Source organism: Janthinobacterium sp. NKUCC08_JDC, assembly GCF_019345575.1.
Taxonomy (GTDB): domain Bacteria; phylum Pseudomonadota; class Gammaproteobacteria; order Burkholderiales; family Burkholderiaceae_D; genus Janthinobacterium; species Janthinobacterium aestuarii.
Window position 1 is genome coordinate 131,951 of the sequence record NZ_JAHKQW010000012.1, and the last position, 18,362, is coordinate 150,312.

At 64.6% G+C, this 18,362-nt stretch carries 15 protein-coding genes; 8 read left to right on the plus strand and 7 right to left on the minus strand.

The genetic code is table 11. The annotated features are described in order from the left end of the window. Positions 1 to 131: 131 nt before the first annotated feature. On the minus strand, positions 132 to 1,883 hold the full coding sequence (gene ilvB / locus KO538_RS22990) for a biosynthetic-type acetolactate synthase large subunit (protein WP_219329754.1): 1,752 nt from the start codon (positions 1,881 to 1,883) through the stop codon (positions 132 to 134). 99 nt (positions 1,884 to 1,982) lie between these two features. On the opposite strand from ilvB, the gene KO538_RS22995 reads away from it, so the two are divergent. Both KO538_RS22995 and KO538_RS23000 read left to right on the plus strand, forming a co-directional pair. After that, a complete protein-coding gene (locus tag KO538_RS22995) occupies positions 1,983 to 2,444 on the plus strand; it encodes an Lrp/AsnC family transcriptional regulator (RefSeq protein ID WP_034784295.1) in 462 nt (153 codons plus the stop codon). 95 nt (positions 2,445 to 2,539) lie between these two features. Next, positions 2,540 to 5,038: a TonB-dependent receptor gene (locus KO538_RS23000; RefSeq protein WP_257620517.1), complete on the plus strand. Its 2,499-nt coding sequence runs from the start codon at positions 2,540 to 2,542 to the stop codon at positions 5,036 to 5,038. Here the strand turns inward: KO538_RS23000 and KO538_RS23005 are convergent. After that, on the minus strand, positions 5,035 to 5,682 hold the full coding sequence (locus tag KO538_RS23005; RefSeq protein WP_219329755.1) for a response regulator transcription factor: 648 nt from the start codon (positions 5,680 to 5,682) through the stop codon (positions 5,035 to 5,037). The two genes, KO538_RS23000 and KO538_RS23005, sit on opposite strands and share 4 nt — an antisense overlap. Positions 5,683 to 5,690: 8 nt before the next feature. Then, on the minus strand, positions 5,691 to 6,602 hold the full coding sequence (locus tag KO538_RS23010; RefSeq protein ID WP_219329756.1) for a histidine kinase: 912 nt from the start codon (positions 6,600 to 6,602) through the stop codon (positions 5,691 to 5,693). A 427-nt stretch (positions 6,603 to 7,029) separates the two neighbouring features. Between KO538_RS23010 and KO538_RS23015 the strand changes: the two genes are divergently transcribed. The 5 genes from KO538_RS23015 (at position 7,030) to KO538_RS23035 (ending at position 13,186) form a co-directional block, all read left to right on the plus strand. Then, positions 7,030 to 7,845: an NF038120 family PEP-CTERM protein gene (locus KO538_RS23015; protein ID WP_219329757.1), complete on the plus strand. Its 816-nt coding sequence runs from the start codon at positions 7,030 to 7,032 to the stop codon at positions 7,843 to 7,845. 1 nt (position 7,846) lies between these two features. Continuing rightward, entirely contained in the window at positions 7,847 to 11,011 is a 3,165-nt protein-coding gene (locus KO538_RS29665; RefSeq protein WP_219329758.1) for a S8 family serine peptidase, read from the plus strand. Between the two features lie 121 nt (positions 11,012 to 11,132). Further along, positions 11,133 to 11,786 (plus strand): AIM24 family protein, encoded by a 654-nt coding sequence (locus tag KO538_RS23025; protein WP_257620518.1) that lies wholly within the window; start codon positions 11,133 to 11,135, stop codon positions 11,784 to 11,786. Positions 11,787 to 11,803: 17 nt separating this feature from the next. Continuing rightward, entirely contained in the window at positions 11,804 to 12,445 is a 642-nt protein-coding gene (locus KO538_RS23030) for an AIM24 family protein (RefSeq protein WP_034753503.1), read from the plus strand. A 3-nt stretch (positions 12,446 to 12,448) separates the two neighbouring features. Continuing rightward, positions 12,449 to 13,186 carry an AIM24 family protein gene (locus KO538_RS23035; RefSeq protein ID WP_034753505.1) on the plus strand — a complete coding sequence of 246 codons (738 nt, stop codon included), beginning with the start codon at positions 12,449 to 12,451 and terminating at the stop codon, positions 13,184 to 13,186. A 1-nt stretch (position 13,187) separates the two neighbouring features. On the opposite strand, the gene KO538_RS23040 is transcribed toward KO538_RS23035, so the two are convergent. Further along, positions 13,188 to 13,988 carry an enoyl-CoA hydratase gene (locus KO538_RS23040; RefSeq protein WP_219329759.1) on the minus strand — a complete coding sequence of 267 codons (801 nt, stop codon included), beginning with the start codon at positions 13,986 to 13,988 and terminating at the stop codon, positions 13,188 to 13,190. Between the two features lie 42 nt (positions 13,989 to 14,030). Next, entirely contained in the window at positions 14,031 to 14,660 is a 630-nt protein-coding gene (locus KO538_RS23045) for a head GIN domain-containing protein (RefSeq protein WP_072457138.1), read from the minus strand. A 175-nt stretch (positions 14,661 to 14,835) separates the two neighbouring features. Between KO538_RS23045 and KO538_RS23050 the strand changes: the two genes are divergently transcribed. Then, positions 14,836 to 15,393 (plus strand): flavin reductase family protein, encoded by a 558-nt coding sequence (locus KO538_RS23050; protein ID WP_034753508.1) that lies wholly within the window; start codon positions 14,836 to 14,838, stop codon positions 15,391 to 15,393. Between the two features lie 60 nt (positions 15,394 to 15,453). Here KO538_RS23050 and gdhA read toward each other — a convergent pair whose 3' ends face one another. Together gdhA and KO538_RS23060 are read right to left on the minus strand one after the other, a co-directional pair. Then, on the minus strand, positions 15,454 to 16,797 hold the full coding sequence (gdhA, locus tag KO538_RS23055; protein WP_034753510.1) for an NADP-specific glutamate dehydrogenase: 1,344 nt from the start codon (positions 16,795 to 16,797) through the stop codon (positions 15,454 to 15,456). A gap of 213 nt (positions 16,798 to 17,010) precedes the next feature. Then, positions 17,011 to 18,258, minus strand: coding sequence for a DUF819 domain-containing protein (locus KO538_RS23060; RefSeq protein ID WP_072457140.1), 1,248 nt, complete (start codon positions 18,256 to 18,258; stop codon positions 17,011 to 17,013). Between the last annotated feature and the right edge of the window lie 104 nt (positions 18,259 to 18,362).

Below are 18,362 nucleotides of genomic sequence, written 5' to 3' on the forward strand. Positions count from 1 at the left end.
GTGGTGATGTCGGATTACGCGGCGTACCGCCGCTAATCCGACCTACCCGTGGGGGCGAGTAGGTCGGATTAGCGTGGCAACGCCACGCGTAATCCGGCAACATCGTCGGCGTGGCCGGTGGTCATGCCGACCTACCGCTCGCTGTACACCTGTCCCTTGGACAGGGTCACTTCATGGTGCCCCGCGCCGGGCGCCATCATGGGGAAACAATTTTCTTCGCCATGCACTCGCACGTCGAGGAAGTAGGGGCCTTCGGATGCCAGGCAGGCCGCCAGCGCCGCGTCGAGGTCTTCGCGCCGGCTGACCGTATGCGCCTGCCAGCCGAACGCCCGCGCCAGCGCGACGAAATCGGGCAGCGCTTCCGTGTAGCTGTGGCTGTAACGCCCGCCATGGATGAGTTCCTGCCACTGGCGCACCATGCCCATGTAGCCATTGTTCGACAGCACCACTTTCACGGGCAGGCGGTGCTGCACGGCCGTGGCCAGTTCCTGGATATTCATCAAAATCGACGCGTCGCCGCTGACGCACACGACGCGCTTGCCCGGATGGGCGATCTGCGCGCCGATGGCGGCCGGCAATCCATAGCCCATGGTGCCGGCGCCGCCCGAGGTCAGCCAGCGGCGCGGCTGCTCGAAGCGCAAGTGCTGGGCCGCCCACATCTGGTGCTGGCCCACGTCGGTGGACACGATGGCGTCCTGTCCGTCCAGGGCCGCCTGCAGTCGGCGCATCAGCGCCTGCGGCGCGATCACGTCCGGCGTGTCGTCGAACGCCAGGCTGTCCTGAGCGCGCCAGCCGTCGATACGCTGCCACCACGGCTGGCGGTCCGCCAGCAGGCGGCCGCGCAACTGCGCCAGCAGGGCGACCAGCACGGGCGCGCAATCGCCGCGCAGGGCCACGTCGGCGCGCACCACCTTGCCGATCGACGCCGGGTCGATATCGACGTGGATGACCTTTGCGCCGGGGCAGAAGGCGTCCAGCCTGCCAGTCACCCGGTCGTCGAAGCGGGCGCCCACGCAGACGATCAGGTCCGCATGGTGCATGGCCAGGTTCGCTTCCAGGGTGCCGTGCATGCCCAGCATGCCAAGGAAGGCCGGATGCGAGGCGGGAAAGGCGCCCAGGCCCAGCAGGGTCAGGGTGCAGGGCGCGGCCGCCAGTTTCACCAGCTGCTGGAAAGCGGCGCAGGCATCGAGGCCGGAATTGATGAGGCCTCCGCCGCCATAGAACACGGGCTGGCGCGCGTTGGCGATCAGGCTGGCGGCCTGCTCGATATCGGCCGCGTCGGGCAAGGGGGCGGCGACGTTGGCGACGGACGGCGGCGGCGTGTTGGCCGCGACGGTCGCCAATTGCATATCCTTGGGAAAATCGATCAGCACGGGGCCCGGCCGGCCTTGCGTGGCCTGCACGTACGCTTCGTGCACGACGGCGGCCGTCTCGTCGGCCGTGCGGATTTGCCGGTTCCACTTGGTGACGGGGCGCGAGATGCCCAGCGCGTCGCATTCCTGGAAGGCGTTCGTGCCGATGCTGGTGGTGGCCACCTGGCCGCTGATGCAGATGACGGGAATCGAATCGCACAGGGCGTCGAGCAAGCCCGTGGTGGTGTTGCTCATGCCGGGGCCGGACGTGACGAAGATGACGCCGGGCCGGCCCGTGCTGCGCGCATACCCTTCGGCCGCATGCACGGCCGCCTGTTCGTGGCGCACGAGCACGTGGCGCAAGCGCGGCTGCGCGTGCAGCGCGTCGTACAGGGGCAGCACGGCGCCGCCGGGATAGCCGAAGACGGTGTCGACGCCCAGGGCCAGCAGGGTGTCGATCAGGGTGCTGGCGCCGTTGCGCGGCGCAAGATCGTGGGCGGGAGCGAGAAGGGGGGCGGGATCGGGTTTCATGTATCTATTTTCTGCTTGCCATGGCAGAAAAGGCTGCTGGTTTTCTCGTATAAAATGCCTTGATCAGCAAAATTTGCTGCAAACATGGGAAATTGCAAAATGAAGCTCGACAAATTCGACCTCGCCATCCTGACGGCCCTGCAGCAGGATGCCCGCATCAGCCTGCACGAACTGAGCGCCAAGGTGGGCCTGACGTCGTCGCCGTGCTGGGCGCGCATCAAGCGCATGGAGGACGATGGCGTCATCGAAGGCTATACGGTGAACGTCAACGCGGCCAAGGTGGGGCTGGCCGACACCGTCATCGTGCAAGTGACCCTGGACGACCATTCCGACCAGGCCCTGTTCGAGTTCGGCCACGCGCTGGCCATGATCCCGGAAGTGCTCGAAGCGTTCCTCGTCTCCGGCGACTACGACTACTACCTGCGCATTGCCGTCAGCGACACGCGCGACTATGAACGCCTGCTGCGCGAGCGCCTGTATAAAATTCCCGGCATCCGCCACAGCAAATCGAGTTTCGTGCTGCGCCAGCTCAAGCAGAGCTATTTGCCCTTGCAGCGCTAAGTTTCCTTGCACGGCGGGAGTTTTTCCCTAGTTCATCGATGGTGGCTGTCCGATACTGGACAGACATAAAAACCATGATAAAAACGGGGACCCGCATGAAACTGACTTTATTGGCTGCCGCTGCCATGGCGCTGTGCCAGGCACAGGCAGCCGAACCTGCTGCCGCCAGCTTGGCCGCGAACCTGGCCGCCTCGGGCGACTTGCCCACCGTCATCATCACGGGCAGCATGCCGCTGCCCACCGTGGAGCAGCCGCGCGATACCTTGGCTGCGCCCGTGCAGACGGCCAGCGCACAGCAGATCGCCGCCAGCGGCGCGCTCGATATTTCCGCCTTCCTGCGCCGCAACCTGGGTAGCGTCTACGTGAACGAAGTGCAGAACAACCTGTTCCAGCCCGACGTCAGCTACCGCGGCTATACGGCCTCGCCCTTGCTGGGCACGCCGCAGGGACTGTCCGTGTACCTGGACGGCATGCGGCTGAACCAGCCGTTCGGCGACGTCGTCAGCTGGGATTTGATACCGCGCATGGCGATCGCTTCGCTGACCTTGATGCCCGGCTCGAATCCCCTGTTCGGCCTGAACACCCTGGGTGGCGCGCTGGCCCTGCAGACCAAGGATGGCAAGAGCCACCCGGGTACCGCCGTCGAGGCGCGCCTGGGTTCCGATCAACGGCGCGCCGTGGAGGTCGAGCATGGCGGCAGCAATGCGCAGGGCTGGCACTGGTACGTGACGGGCAACCGTTTCAAGGAAGTGGGCTGGCGCGACGATTCGCCATCCGACGTGCGCCAGGTGTTTGGCAAGCTGGGATGGGGCGATGCGCGCACCGATATCGCCGTCACCGTGGCCCACGCGGACAATGCGTTGACGGGCAACGGCTTGCAGGAACAGCGCATGCTGGCGCGCGACTACCGCAGCGTCTACACTAAGCCTGACTTGACGGAAAACAGGTCGACCTTGCTGAATCTGACGGGCAAGCACCAGGCCAGCGCTGCCTTGCTCTTGTCCGGCAATGTCTACTACCGCAAGATCGACACGCACACCTTCAATGGCGACCTCAACGACGAGTCGCTCGACCAGTCCATCTATCAGCCCGGCGCGGCCGAGCGCGCGGCCCTGGCGGCGGCCGGCTACACGGGCTTTCCCGCCAGCGGGGCGAATCCGTCCAATACGCCGTTTCCGAAGTGGCGCTGCATAGCCAACGTGCTGCTGAATGACGAGCCGGCCGAAAAATGCAATGGCATGATCAACCGCAGCCATACCGAGCAGGAAAACTATGGTTTTTCAGGCCAGTTCACCGCGCTGGCCGACGTGGCGGGCGCGCGTCATGCCGTCACGGCCGGCGCCGGCTTCGATGCCAGCCACGCCACCTTCCGCCAGACGAGCCAGTTCGGCTATTTGAACCCGGACCGCGGCATCACGCCCGTCGACTTCTTTGCCGACGGCACGCAAATCGACGACGATGGCACGCCCGTCGATAACCGGGTCGATTTGAGCGGGCGCATGCGCACATGGAGCGTGTATGCGAGCGACAGCATGGCATTCAATCGAGAGCTGACCTTGACTATCGCTGGCCGCTACAACCGCAGCACGGTGCGCAACCGCGACGCCATCACGCCCGGTGGCGGCAGCGGTTCGCTCGATGGCGATCACCGTTTCAGCCGCTTCAATCCCGCCATCGGCCTGGCCTACGCGCCGGCCGCAGGCATCAGCGCCTATCTCGGCTACAACGAAGGCAGCCGCACGCCGACGGCCATCGAGCTTGGCTGCGCCGATCCGGAAAACCCCTGCCGCCTGCCCAACGCCATGGCCGGCGACCCGCCCTTGAAACAGGTGGTGACGAAGACGTGGGAAGCGGGCGTGCGCGGCCAGTGGGGCGAGGTGGCGCGCTGGAGCGCGGGCGTGTTCCGCGCGGAAAACCATGACGATATCCTGTTCGTGGCCGACAACCAGGCCGGTTTCGGCTACTTCAAGAATTTCGGCAAGACGCGCCACCAGGGTGTGGAGCTGGCGCTCGACGGCAAGGCGGGCGCGCTGGACTTCGGCATCAACTACACGTGGCTGCAGGCGACGTATCAGAGCCGGGAAACCGTCAACGGCAGCGCCAACAGCAGCAGCGACGCCGAGGCGCCCGGCCTGGAAGGCAATATCGCCATCACGCCGGGCAACCGGATTCCCCTCACTCCCAGCCATATCCTGAAGGCGCACGTGGAGGTGCAGGGCGGACGCGACTGGACGGTGGGCCTGGCCATGACGGCCGTGTCGAGTTCCTATGCGCGCGGCAATGAAAACAACGCGCACCAGGCGGATGGACCAGCGTACCTGGGCGCGGGCAAGAGCGGCGGCTACGCCGTGGTCGAGCTCAATGGCAAATACCAGCTGACACGGCAACTGAGCGTGTTCGCCCAGGTCAACAATCTGTTCGACCGGCACTATGCGACGGCGGCCCAGCTGGGCGCGACGGGTTTCGACGCCAACGGCAATTTTAGTGCCCGGCCGCTGCCGGCCGTGAACGGCGAGTATCCGATGGTCAACGCGACCTTCTATGCGGCCGGCGCTCCGCGCAGCGTGAATGTGGGCTTGCGCTACGTGTTTTAAGAGTGGATCTGTTCGATGACCCCGTTGCGCAAGGCCAAGTGGACGAGCGCGGCGGGGCCGGGCACGTCGAGCTTTTCTTTGATGCAGGTCTGGTGGTTGGCCACCGTCTTGCTGCTCACGTGCAGCAGGCGGGCGCAGTCGGCGGCGCTGCGGCCTTCGGCCAGCAGGCGGAAGATTTCGAATTCGCGCTGGCTCAGGCTGCTCAAGCGCTGCGCTTCCATGCGGGCAGTGCCTTGCAGGACGCCCGGCGCGCTGTGCGGATCGACGTAGCGCCGGCCCGCGTGGGCGGCGCGCACGGCATCGACCAGGTGTTCCGGGTCGGCCTGCTTGCTGACGAAGCCGCAGGCGCCGCCCTCAAACGCGCGGGCGATCAGCTGCGGCGTGTCGTGCATGCTGAACACGAGCACGCGGGCGCCGGTATCGCGGGCGAGCAGCTTGCGCAGCAATTCCAGGCCGCCGATGCCGGGCATGGACAAATCCGTCACGCAGACGTCGGGAGCGTGTTCCAGATGCAAGCCATACGCCGTTTCGCCATTGCCCGCTTCGGCCACGACGGCGATGTCGCCACCCTGTTCCAGCAGGCGCCGGTAACCGGTGCGCACCACCGGGTGGTCGTCGACCAGCATCACGCGGATCGGGGTCATGGCCGCGTTCATGCCGCACCTGCCGCCAGCGGCATCGCCACTTCGATGCGCAAGCCGTTGCCCAGCGCGCTGATCCAGCGGATATGGCCGCGCAGGCCGGCCACTCTTTCGCGCATGCCCAGCATGCCGAAGCCATCTGTCGGCGTTTTGTCTGGATGCAAACCCTGGCCATTGTCTTCGATGGCCAGGTGCAGCAAGCCGTGCGCATCGGCGCGCAATTCCACCGTGGTCCGGTTGGCGCCCGCGTGGCGCGCCACGTTCGTCAAGCCTTCCTGCACCAGGCGGTAGATGGCGGTGGCGGTGCAGTCGTCGAGGCTGGCGGGAATGGCGTGCGGTGCGAAATGGCAGGCGATGCCGTGCTGCTGGGACCAGCTGTCGCACAGCGCCTGCAGGGCCGGCGCCAGGCCCAGGCTGTCGAGCACGGGCGGGCGCAGCCGGCGCAGCATGGTGCGCACCATCGCATGCAGCGCTTCCGACGAGCGCGCGATGCTGGCGGCGCACGCCTGCACGTTCGCCTGGTCGCCATCGCGCGCGCGCAGGATGTAGCTGGCGGCGGCGCGGATGGCCGTGCAGTCCTGTCCCACTTCATCGTGCAACTCGCGCGCCAGCGCGCAGCGCTCTTCTTCCTGCGCGCGCAGCAGGCGCTGCGTGAGGGTGCGGTTTTGCGCCAGCAGCCGCGCCACCTGGCGTCCGCGCCGCACGGCAAAGCCGGCCAGCGCCAGCGTCAGCAACAGCAGGCTCAGGGCCAGTTCATCGAGTTGCCAGTGCTCTTGGCGCCACAGCGCGTAGGTCAGCCGTTCGGCCAGATCCAGCCTGGCGGCCAGCAGGAAAAAAGCCAGCGCCAGCGCGCAGCACACGAGGAGGCGCCGGGCCGGCCGCGTGCCTGCGCTGCCGTTGCCGGCAAATTGATGGTGTTCCATGATGCTGCTCCCTGAGCGCGGTCGATTCCCTTGTTGTGCAAGCTTCATGCCATCGCGCAGGGGCTGTGGCCGGGCGCTTCGCGGCGAGAGACAAGTGTTCCAGGATGGAACAGGTGTACCGCGATGTGACGGGGATGACGGCGCGGCAGGCGCGGTTTTCGAGCTTATCTGAAGTCGGGCCGGCGCGCTGGCGCGCACGTCTGCGGTGCGAGGCATTGTTGGTCCGATGTAACGTTGAGATTGCTCAAGCTTTCATAGATAAAACAAAACAAAGTATCGCAGAGTTAGATAAAAAATAAATAAATGATATTAAAAATATGATATTTGTTTTGTGTGGTTTGCTATATTTGTTGACACTTTTGTGAAAAAGCTGAAAGCGGGCGCGAGACCTGCCGACCTATCTATCCACAACAACCAAGGGAATAGAATGAATCGTCCATCACATGCGCGGGTATCGCCCGCCACCGCCGATCGGCCCGCTACCCGCGGCCGCGCCACCATCCTGGCCGCGCTGGCCACCTTGTCCGTGCTGGCCTCGGCGCCGGCCATGGCCGGTGTCCTGACCTTCGATAATTTGCCCCCCGACGTGTATGAAAGCGGCCAGACGCTCAATACGTCGAGCTACAACCTGCTGTTCCTGGCCGACCCGACCACGGCGGCCGGCGGCGGCGTCAGCGGCGTGGGCGCCATCCTCGATGGCCGCGTGGGCTCGTCGTGCGATATCGCCGCCTGCCCGCAGGGCGCCACCGGCAACTACCTGGCCATCCTCAACGATGGCGGCGTGAATTTCGCGCGTGCCGACCACCAGGCGTTCAGCCTGGCCGGTTTCGACTATTCCTTCATCGCGCCCGTTTCCGGCTTGCCCAACATGCAGTGGGGCCAGCTGCAACTGAGCGGCACCCTCAGCAACGGCCAGGTGGTCAGCACGTCGCTGGCGTTTCCGGGCCAGGGCAGCGATGGCAATTACCATTTCCAGAGCGCATCCCTGCTGGGCGGCTTCAGCAACTATTCCTTCACGGGCCTGACCTTCAACGCCTGCATTTTCAATGACACTGGCGCGTGCAGCAATTCCATCGATTTCCCCGCCTTTAACCAGGGCCAGTTTGCGCTCGACAATATCAACATCAGCGCCGTGCCGGAACCGTCGACCTACATGCTGCTGCTGGCCGGCCTGGGCGCCATCGGCATGCTGTCGCGCCGCCGCAGCGGCAAGTTCGCAGCGTTCACCGTGCAAGGAGCGTGAGATGAAATTACGTCCCGTCTCTCTCGGTATCCTCCTGCTGGCCGCCAGCCTGGCGCAAGCGGCGCAGGCGCAGGAACGCCGCTCCTACATCGTGCAGCTGGTCGACAAGCCGGCCGCCACCTACACGGGCCAGGTCGACGGCCTGGCCGCCACCAAGCCGGCCCCGGGTGCGCGCATCAACGTGGGCGCCGCCGATGTGCAGGCCTACCTGAGCTACCTCGACAGCAAGCAGGCCGCCGTGGCCGGCACCGTCAGCGCGGCGGAAATCACGCACCAGTACAGCGTCGTCTTCAACGGCTTTTCCGCCTTGCTGACGGACGATGAAGTGCGGGCCCTGAAGAAAAACAGCGGCGTGGCCAGCATCAGCGCCGACTCCATCCTGCAGCTCGACACCAGCTACACGCCCACCTTCCTGGGCCTGGACAAGCCGGGCGGCCTGTGGGAACAACTGGGCGGCAAGACACACGCGGGCGAAGACATCATCATCGGCATCGTCGACAGCGGCATCTGGCCCGAGAACACGGCCTTTGCCGACCGCCTCGACGAGAACGGCGTGCCCAGCCACAGCGGCAGCAACGTCGTGTACGGCGCGCCACCGGCCAGCTGGCAGGGTACCTGTCAGACGGGCGAAGGTTTTAGCGCCGAGAATTGCAACAACAAGCTGATCGGCGCGCGCTACTACCGCGCTTCCACGTCGGCGCTGCACTGGACGGAATTCCTGTCGCCGCGTGATTCCGTCGCTGGCCTGACGGGGCACGGCGGCCATGGCACGCATACGGCGTCCACGGCCGGCGGCAACAATGGTGCCCTGGCCACCTCGAACGGCGTGTCGCTGGGTAAGGCCTCGGGCATGGCGCCGCGTGCCCGCATCGCCGCCTATAAAGTCTGCTGGACGGCCGCATCGACGGGCCGCAACGGTTGCGCCACGGCCGACAGCGTGGCCGCCATCGATCAGGCCGTCAAGGATGGCGTCAACGTCATCAACTTCTCCATCGGCCCGAACGCGGGCGGCGGCGCCTTCGACGAGCCGACGGAAGTCGCCTTCCTCGGCGCGGCGGCGGCCGGCGTGTTTGTCGCCACGTCGGGCGGCAATTCCGGCCCATCCACGCCGGCGCCCGACGTGCCGGCGCCTGTCTCGCACATCAGCCCTTGGCTGGCGACGGTGGCCAATTCCACGCACAACCGCTTGTATGCGGGCAATGTCATCCTCAGCAACGGCACCAGGCTGGAAGGCGCATCGAGCAATGCGAAGACGCCGGCGCTGCCGCTGATCCGCTCGCGCGATGCGGGCCTGGCCGGCGTGCTGCCGACGGACCTCAATTTGCTGCGCTGCTTCGGCGGGGCCGATGCCACCTCCGCTTATCTGGACCCGGCGAAAGTGGCGGGCAAGATACTCGTGTGCGACCGCGGCGGCAACGTGCTGGTCAACAAGAGCGCGAATGCCAGGACGGCGGGCGCGGCGGGCGTGGTCATCGCCAACGTGGCCGGCGGCGCCAACACCATCATCAACCAGGCGCACACGCTGTCGACCGTGCACCTGGCGCAGGCGCAGGGCGACGCGCTGAAGGCTTTCATGGCGTCCAATCCGGACGGCACGGCGGCATTGGGCGAGATCCATACGATCGCCGACACGACGGTGCAGGCGCCGATCGTCAGCGACCGTTCCTCGCGCGGACCGAACGTGGCCAACGCGAACATCCTGAAACCGGACATGTCGGCGCCCGGCACCAACATCCTCGCCGGCGTGACGGCCGACCTGACGCCGGCGCAGCGCGATGCCGTGGCCGCTGGCGGCGCGGCGCCCGTGGCGGAATGGGATTTCTATTCCGGCACCTCGATGGCCAGCCCGCACGTGGCCGGCGTGGCGGCGCTGCTCAAGCAGCAGCATCCGGGCTGGTCGCCTGCGGCCATCAAGTCGGCACTGATGACGACGGCCTTCAGCACGTATCCCGATGGCTTGAACGGTTCCGTGTCGTGGGATGCCACGGCGAAGAACTCGGGCCAGCTGCCATGGGGCCAGGGCGCCGGCCACATCGCACCGAACAGCGCTGCCGATCCCGGCCTCGTGTACGACGTGTCGGAAATCGACTATGCGCGCTTCCTGTGCGGCCTGAACCTGAAGGTCTACAGTCCCGCCACCTGCCAGGCCGTCGGCACCATTCCTGCCTACAACCTGAACCTGGCGTCGCTGACGGCGGCCAACGTACTGGGCACGCAAGTGCTGACGCGCACGGTGACCAACGTGGGCGCCAGCAGCGCCGTCTATAACGTCTCGGCCAGCCTGCCCGGCTACACGGTGGCGGTGACGCCAACGAGCCTGAGCCTGGCGCCGGGCGCCAAGGGCCAGTACCAGGTCAAGCTGACGCGCACGACGGCGCCGGCCAATACCTGGACCTACGGCGCCCTGAGCTGGACGGATGGCACGCACACGGTGCGCAGCCCGCTGACGGCGCGCGGCACGTCGCTGGCCGCCATTCCGCTGGTCAGCAGCGAAGCGGCCACGGGCAGCAAGGTGCTGACCCTGGGTACGGGCTTCACGGGCGCGCTGGTCGGCGTCAAATCGGGTCTCGTCGAAGCCGTGCGCCAGACGCGCACGATCGGCCAGGCGGTGACGGGCGCCGCCGCATCGGCTGCCTGCAAGGCGGGCGGCGCGACGGGCGTGAACGTGCACAACGTGGTGGTCCCGGCCGGCACCCTGGCGGCGCGCTTTGCCACCTACGATACGGAAACGACGGGCGGCGCGAATACCGACCTGGACATGGAGGTCTACAACGCCGCCAATGTGCTCGTCGGCAGCAGCGGCAATGAAAGTTCCAATGAGCAGGTGGAACTGCGCTTGCCCGCCGCCGGTACCTACAAGGTGTGCGTGATCGGTTTTGCGCCGCAAAACGGCCAGGCCGACTACACCTTGTCGTCGTGGGTGCTGGCGCCGGGCTTGAACAACGGCAGCTTCAAGGCGCTGATGCCGGGCACGGCCTTCATGGGCGGCACCGCGTCTGTGTCGCTCAGCTGGTCCAACCTGGCCGAAGGCAAGCGCCACCTGGGCGCCGTCGGCTACCAGGTCGCTGGCGTGGTGCAGGGCGTGACGGTGGTCGAGGTCAATACCAATGATCCCGTGCCGCTGTTCCAGAACGCGCGCGGCGCCAAGCCGGTGCTGGCCGAGTAAACCGTTTCAAATGTCAGCGCAAGGCGTGCCTCCGGGCACGCCTTTTTTTTAACGCAGACCCCCGTTCGGGAGGAATAGCACTTGCATGGCGGTAACGCCCCCGGTATCTTGTCGGATAGCCATGGCTTTGTGGCCTGGCATTCTTGGGGAGTCGCGCGTGACCAGTTTCCGCACCAATACCGACCGCCTGCTGGAAGTGCGCCTGCAGGATGAAAAAGTGCTGGCGATTGCCGGCGCGATGGTCGCCTATACGGGCGCCATCAAATTTGAAAAGTCCCTGCTTGGCGGCGAGGGCCTCTTTGGCGCGCTCAAGCGCAAGGTGACGAACGAAGGCATGCAGGTGATGCAGGCTTCAGGCACCGGCACGGTGTTTTTCGCGCAGAATGCGGCCGAGATCACCGTCATGGCGCTGGCCGGCGAAAAGCTGACCATCGAAAGCAGCAGCCTGCTGGCCTACGACACGAGCCTGAAGACGGGCACCAGCTTTGCGGGCCTGCGCGGCGCCAGTTCGGGCCAGGGGCTGTTTTCCACCACCGTCGAAGGCAACGGCAACCTGGCCGTCATTTCGCGCGGCAACCTGATCATGCTGGAAGTGACGCCCGCGCATCCGCTGCGCGTGGACCCGGACGCCTTCGTCGGCTTCAAGGGCGACATCCGCCAGGAATTCGTTTTCGACGTCAACTGGCGCACGATGATCGGCCAGAGCTCGGGCGAATCGTACCAGCACAAATTCACAGGCCAGGGCGTGGTGTTCATCCAGCCCGCCGAACGTTAAGTTAGCGAGGACCCGCGATGCCTGTCTATCAGCAGATCAATGAAAAGATGCTTGAGGTCAAACTCGGCAATGAAGAAGTGTTCGCGCGCAAGGGCGCCATGGTGTCCTACCAGGGCGACGTTGCGTTCAGCCGCTCCTTCCTGGCCGGCCAGGGCGTGCAAAGCCTGGCCATGCGCGCCGTCACGAACGAAGGCTACGCCATGATGTCGGCGCGTGGCACGGGCAGCGTGTTTTACGCGCAGGGCGGCCTGTTCGTCACCATCGTCCCCGTGCGCGGCGAAACGTTCTACGTGGAAAGCGATTCCCTGCTGGCCTTCGATGCGCGCTTGACGGCCGGCACCATGTTCCTCGGCAACCAGGGCGGCGTGCAGGGCGTGGTGCGCGGCATGGCCTCGGGCCAGGGCTTGTTTACCACCACCTTGCAAGGCACGGGCGACGTGGCGATTTTGTCCGACGGTAACGCCATCGGCTTGCCCGTCACGCCGGACGTGCCCGTGTTTGTCGACCCGCAAGCGTATATCGGCCACACGGGGCAGCTGAGCTCGACCATCGTCACGGACCTGAACTGGAAAACCTTCGTCGGCCAGGCGTCCGGCGAATCGTACCAGGTGAAGTTCACGGGCCAGGGCACGGTCTATATCCAAGCGAGCGAAAGGTAAGCCATGACGATTTACACTCCCGATACCTTGCCGAAGAACGATAACCTGAACCGTTTTTCGTATGTCATCGACGTCAAGGAACAGATCTTCATTCGCAAGGGCAAGATGATCGCCTTCTATGGCGAACTGCGCTTCGAAGCCATGGGCAGCAGCGTGCTCGATTTGATCGTGCGCAACGCATTCAATGCGCCGAAATACATCCACCACTTTGTCGTCGCGCAAGGGCAAGGCCAATTGATTTTGGGCGACAACGGCAACGACCTGGCCTGCTACGACCTGGACAACGCCAACATGACCATCCGCGCGAAAAACCTGCTGGGTTTCACGAAGGATGTGATTTGCCAGGAATCGACCTTGCCCGGCTACCTGACCATGATAGGCACGGGTAAAGTGATCGCCTCGTCGAACGGCCCCGTGCATTTCCTCGAGTTGCCATGCCGCGTGGACGAGCAGGCCGTGCTGGGCTGGGCCGATTGCCCCAGTCCTTCGTATCACTACGATTACGCCCACGTGCAGGGTTGGGCCTCGGCCGCCGGCGCGCTCACAGGCTTTACCCTGTCGGGCGAGGAAAAGCAGATCGACTTCACGGGCGCCGGCACGGTGCTGGTGCAGTCGTCCGAGCTGGACGTGACGGGCAGCTCGGCCCTGGCCAACCTGCTGGCGCAATTGCCGATGCTGGGCAAGGAAGACCTGGGGACCTTGAGCCTTTCCGTCCAGCAGCAGATGAAGCAGGAACGTTAAGCTACTTGATGGCCGCCCAGCCGGGCGGCCGCTTTTCCAGGAAGGCAGTCACGCCTTCTTCCGCATCCTCTTCCATCATATTGCGCGCCATCACGTCCCCCGCATACGCATACGCGTCGTCCAGCGGCAGCTGGCGCTGCCGGTAGAACATTTGTTTGCCGTAGCGGATGGCCGTCGGGCTTTTCGCCATGATCTGCTGCGCCAGGCGCGCCACGGCGTCGTCGAGCGCCGCGTCGGCCACGGTTTCATTGATCAGGCCCCAGTCGGCGGCCGTGTCAGCGTCGATGAAGCGCCCCGTCACCAGCATGTCGAAGGCCCGCTTGGGCGACACATTGCGCGACAGGGCGACCGATGGCGTGGCGCAGAACAGGCCCACGTTGATGCCGGAGACGGCAAAACGGGCGGAGGCGCCCGCCACGGCCAAGTCGCAGCTGGCGACCAATTGGCAGCCGGCCGCCGTGGCGATGCCGTGCACGCGGGCAATCACGGGCACGGGCAAGGTTTGAATGGCTTGCATCACGCGCGAGCATTGTGCGAACAGGGTTTGATAATACGCAAGCTGGCGCGTCGCCTGCATCTGGCGCAAATCGTGGCCCGCGCAAAAGGCTTTGCCTTCGGCGGCCAGCACCACGCAGCGCACGTGCGGCTGCTGCGCGATCGTGTCGAGCGCTTCCTGCAGCGCGGCCAGCATGGCTTCGGACAGGGCATTGAATTGCAGCGGGCGGTTCAGCCGCAGGGTGACGAGGCCATTGTGCTCCTCGCGCAGCACCAGCGGCGCTTCGGTATCATGTGTTGCGGTCATGCGGTCTCCAGTGGCCTGATGGCCTTGTTGTTCTAGGAAATCTTATTTGGCGGCATTGACGCTACCGATGCCGGCGATCGATTTGTGCACGATCTTCGGCTTGCCGTAATAGGTCAGCTCGCCCATGCCGCGCACCACGGCGTTCAGTTCGCCCGAGGAATACACCTTGACGGAGCCGATGCCTTCGAAATTCACATCGACGTTTTTCGCCAGCAAGGCTTTCGTATCGACTTCGCCCACGCCTTGCGCCTTCAGGCGCAGCCAGTCGACCTGGCCATCGGCGGCCAGGCGGCCCGCGCCCTTGTAGCTGATGTCGACTCGTGGGCCATTGAGCTTGGTGAGGATCTTTTCGCCCGCGCCTTCCGCGATCAGCTTGCGCAAGGTGGGCATGGTGATGATGACGCGCGGGTCGCCCTCGGTCTTCTTGATGTCCTTGTCCTTCATGGAAATTTTCAGCTCGCCATCGACCACTTCCGTGATGACGCCGCTGAGGAATTTCTGGTCGCCGCGCAGCAGCAGGCTTTGCTCCTTGCCCGATTCCACTTCGATGCTGATGGGGCCGCGGATGTCGATGGCGTTGAAGGCGGCTACCGTGCGGGTTTGCTCGTCCGCATGCGCGAGGGCCGAGAGGCAGGCGAGGGACAGGACTGACAACAGGAACAGAGGACGCATGGCGGTTTCCTTGAGTAGTTGATCAGTGTATTCTATGTTGCAACATCTCCAAGGGGGAGAAATTTGCGATGAACGGCACAAATCGCGGTGCCGATGACACGCTGCGGCCGGCCAGCCGCGCGCCCGGCAAGGCGCCGTTGGTCTATGCTATGGCGTACCGCGTCCTGGAGACCAGATGAAAAATTACCACAAAGAAGATTATCCCGTCGCCGATATCCGGCGCTTCCTCGAACCGGGGCCGGTGGTGCTCGTCAGTTCAACGTGGCAGGGCGAAAGCGACGTCATGACCATGGCCTGGCACATGCTGATGGAATTCACGCCATCGTTGCTGGGCTGTTTTATTTCCGACGCGAACCATAGCTATGAAATGATCAAGCGCAGCATGGAGTGCGTGATCAACCTGCCCACGGCCGACATGGTCGACCAGGTGGTCGCCATCGGCAATTGCAGCGGTGAAGACACGGACAAGTTCACGGCCTTCGGCCTGACACCGCAACCAGCCGAACTGGTGGGCGCGCCCCTGATCGCCGAGTGCTACGCCAACTTCGAATGCAAGCTGGCCCAGGTGGCGGGCAATCCGAAAGGCGGCTTCTTCATCTTCGAGTGCGTGAAAGCCCACGTGGCCACCTCGCCCAAGCTGCCGGAAACGTTACATTACCGCGGCAACGGCGAGTTCATGGTGTCGGGCCGCACCATCAGCCGCAAGAGCCTGATGAAGCCAGAAATGTCGTAGGTCGGCGTAGGTCGGATTAGGCGCAAGGCGCCGTAATCCGACACCACCGTTGGCCGATGATTAAATCACGCCCTGCGCCAGCATCGCATCGGCCACTTTCACGAAGCCGGCGATATTCGCGCCATCGACATAGCTGACCGTGCCATCGGCGCGCGTGCCGTATTGCTTGCACGCGGCGTGGATGCCCTGCATGATCTGCAGCAACCGCGCATCGACTTCCTCGCGCGGCCAGGAAATTCGGGCCGCGTTCTGGCTCATTTCCAGGCCGGACGTGGCCACGCCGCCCGCATTGCTGGCCTTGCCCGGCGCATACAGCACGCCGGCCGCTTCGAATGCCTTGGCTGCCTCGATGGTGGTCGGCATGTTGGCGCCCTCAGCCACGCATTGCACGCCGTTGGCGATCAAGGTGCGCGCGTCGTCGATATGCAATTCATTTTGCGTGGCGCAGGGCAGGGCGATATCGACCGGCACATGCCATGGCGACACGCCGGCCTCGAAGCGCACGCCCGTGCGCGCGGCGTAGTCGCTGACCCTGCCATACAAATGGTTCTTGACCTCCATCAGGATGGCCAGTTTTTCCGGGGTAAAGCCTGCCTCGTCGATGACGGTGCCGCTCGAATCGGAGACGGTGATGACTTTCGCGCCCATCGCCATGGCTTTTTCCACAGCGTACTGCGCCACGTTGCCCGAGCCGGACACGGACACGCGCATGCCTTCGAACGAGCGGCCCCGCGTTTTTAGCATTTCCTGCGCAAAATATACGGTGCCGTAGCCCGTCGCTTCCGGCCGCATCAGCGAGCCGCCGAAGCTGGCGCCCTTGCCCGTGAACACGCAGTCGGCGCGGTTGCTGAGCTTTTTCATCATGCCTGCCATATAGCCCACTTCGCGCCCGCCCACGCCGATGTCGCCGGCCGGCACGTCCGTGTCCGAACCCACGTGGCGGAAGAGTTCGCTCACGAAGGCCTGGCAGAAACGCATCACTTCGCCCGGGCTCTTGCCCTTTGGATCGAAGTCGGAACCGCCCTTGCCACCGCCCATGGGCAAGGTCGTCAGCGCATTCTTGAACGTCTGCTCGAAAGCGAGGAATTTCAGCACGGACAAGGTCACGGAAGGGTGGAAGCGAATGCCGCCCTTGTACGGTCCGATGGCCATGCTGTGCTGGATGCGGTAGCCGCGGTTGACTTGCACCTGCCCGTGGTCATCGACCCACGACACGCGGAACATCACCACGCGCTCCGGCTCGATCAAGCGTTCCAGCAAGCCTTGTTCCGCGTATTTCGGGTGCTGTTCCAGGAACGGCCACAAGCTCTCCATGACTTCGGTGACGGCTTGCAGAAACTCGGGTTGACCTGGATTGCGTGCGGCGACATGCTGGACATACTCGTGAGCAGATGCGTATTTCATCAGAATTCCATGGAGGTAATCGGTTATTTGGGAAACTATCATCGCAGATTTCGCACAAAAATGGTGCGGAAATTTGGTTTTGAGGGGTTTCTGCTACATTGTGGGGATTTTTGGGGATGCTGCGGCCGATGCGAGCCGTAAACGACAACGCCAGCCCTAAGGCTGGCGTTGTCGTCATTCTTGCGTGCCTGGCTGGTCAAGCCAGGACAGGGATCACCCCGCCATGCCGCGCAAGATCAAGCCCGTGATGTAGGCGCCGTAGGTGCCCAGCGCGTAGCCGAGCACGGCCAGCAGGACGCCCACGGGGGCCAGGGATGGGTGGAAGGCGCTGGCGATGACGGGGGCCGAGGCGGCGCCGCCGATGTTCGCTTGCGATCCCACGGCCATGAAGAACAGGGGCGCGCGGATCAGCTTGGCGACGAGCAGCATCAGGCCGCCATGCACGGCGATCCAGATCAGGCCCAGCAGGAACAAAAATGGCTTGTCGAACAGGGCTTTCAAGTCCATGTGCATGCCGATGGTAGCCACCAGCACGTACAGCATGGCCGAGCCGATGGTCGAGGCGCCCGCGCCTTCCAGGCTGCGTGCTTTGGTAAAGCTGAGCAGCAGGCCGAAGGTGGTGGCGAGCACGACGATCCAGAAGAAGTTCGACGTCAGGCTGTAATCCTGCAGGCGCCATGCGGCGGGCAGGGTGTTGATCCAGCTGATGATGGGGCCGGCCAGGAAGTGCGACAGGCCCGTCACGCCCAGGCCCACGCCGAGGATGATCATGATGTCGGTCAGGTTGGCTACGCGCGCGTGCTGGGCGCGGTAGCTTTCGATGCTGTCCTTGAGCGCATTGATGGCCGTCAAGTCTGCACCCGTCCAGCGGTCGAAGGCGCCCGCGCGGCCGGCCAGGAACAGCAGCACGGCCGTCCAGACGTTGGCTACCAGCACGTCGACGGCGACAAACTGGCCAAACATGGTGGCATCCACTTCAAATACTTCCTTCATGGCCGCCTGGTTGGCGCCGCCGCCTATCCACGAGCCGGCGACAGTCGTCATGCCGCGCCACGTGTCGCCGGCCACCGTTTCCGGGTGGATCAAACGCAAGGCTTCGAACGAGACGAGGGCGCCCAGCATGACGCCCAGGGTGCCCGTCAAAAACATGATGATGGCCTTGGGGCCGAGGCGGATGATGCCGCCGAAATCGATGGCCACGCACAGCAGCACCAGCGCGCTGGGCAGCAGGTAGTCGCGCGCCACGGCGTACAGGCCGGACGCGTTGCCGTCGATGATGCCGAACGTGTTGAGCAACGCCGGGATCAAATAGCACATCAGCAGCGACGGGATATACGTGTAGAACTTTTTCCAGAAGCCGTCTGGGCGGGAAGCGCTCCAGAAGACGGCTCCCAGGGTCATGGCGAGCAGGCCGAGGACGACGGCGTCATTGGTGATCAGGGCGGGTGTGGCAGGTGGCATCGGGGATTCCGGTGAACGTGTCAGGGACGCACGGGATGCCGATAAGGCCCCCGGGCGCGGGTGGCCGTATCGTATAGCAATGTTGAAGCCTAAACAAATTATTT

What these genes read in the sequence shown, in the direction of transcription:
- KO538_RS23040 (WP_219329759.1), bottom strand. Translation starts at nt 13,988, where the DNA reads ATGACCGCAACACATGATACCGAAGCGCCGCTGGTGCTGCGCGAGGAG.
- KO538_RS23045 (WP_072457138.1), bottom strand. Translation starts at nt 14,660, where the DNA reads ATGCGTCCTCTGTTCCTGTTGTCAGTCCTGTCCCTCGCCTGCCTCTCG.
- KO538_RS23030 (WP_034753503.1), top strand. Translation starts at nt 11,804, where the DNA reads ATGCCTGTCTATCAGCAGATCAATGAAAAGATGCTTGAGGTCAAACTC.
- KO538_RS23005 (WP_219329755.1), bottom strand. Translation starts at nt 5,682, where the DNA reads ATGACCCCGATCCGCGTGATGCTGGTCGACGACCACCCGGTGGTGCGC.
- KO538_RS23015 (WP_219329757.1), top strand. Translation starts at nt 7,030, where the DNA reads ATGAATCGTCCATCACATGCGCGGGTATCGCCCGCCACCGCCGATCGG.
- KO538_RS23060 (WP_072457140.1), bottom strand. Translation starts at nt 18,258, where the DNA reads ATGCCACCTGCCACACCCGCCCTGATCACCAATGACGCCGTCGTCCTC.
- KO538_RS22995 (WP_034784295.1), top strand. Translation starts at nt 1,983, where the DNA reads ATGAAGCTCGACAAATTCGACCTCGCCATCCTGACGGCCCTGCAGCAG.
- KO538_RS23010 (WP_219329756.1), bottom strand. Translation starts at nt 6,602, where the DNA reads ATGGAACACCATCAATTTGCCGGCAACGGCAGCGCAGGCACGCGGCCG.
- gdhA (WP_034753510.1), bottom strand. Translation starts at nt 16,797, where the DNA reads ATGAAATACGCATCTGCTCACGAGTATGTCCAGCATGTCGCCGCACGC.
- KO538_RS23000 (WP_257620517.1), top strand. Translation starts at nt 2,540, where the DNA reads ATGAAACTGACTTTATTGGCTGCCGCTGCCATGGCGCTGTGCCAGGCA.
- KO538_RS29665 (WP_219329758.1), top strand. Translation starts at nt 7,847, where the DNA reads ATGAAATTACGTCCCGTCTCTCTCGGTATCCTCCTGCTGGCCGCCAGC.
- KO538_RS23050 (WP_034753508.1), top strand. Translation starts at nt 14,836, where the DNA reads ATGAAAAATTACCACAAAGAAGATTATCCCGTCGCCGATATCCGGCGC.
- KO538_RS23025 (WP_257620518.1), top strand. Translation starts at nt 11,133, where the DNA reads ATGGCTTTGTGGCCTGGCATTCTTGGGGAGTCGCGCGTGACCAGTTTC.
- ilvB (WP_219329754.1), bottom strand. Translation starts at nt 1,883, where the DNA reads ATGAAACCCGATCCCGCCCCCCTTCTCGCTCCCGCCCACGATCTTGCG.
- KO538_RS23035 (WP_034753505.1), top strand. Translation starts at nt 12,449, where the DNA reads ATGACGATTTACACTCCCGATACCTTGCCGAAGAACGATAACCTGAAC.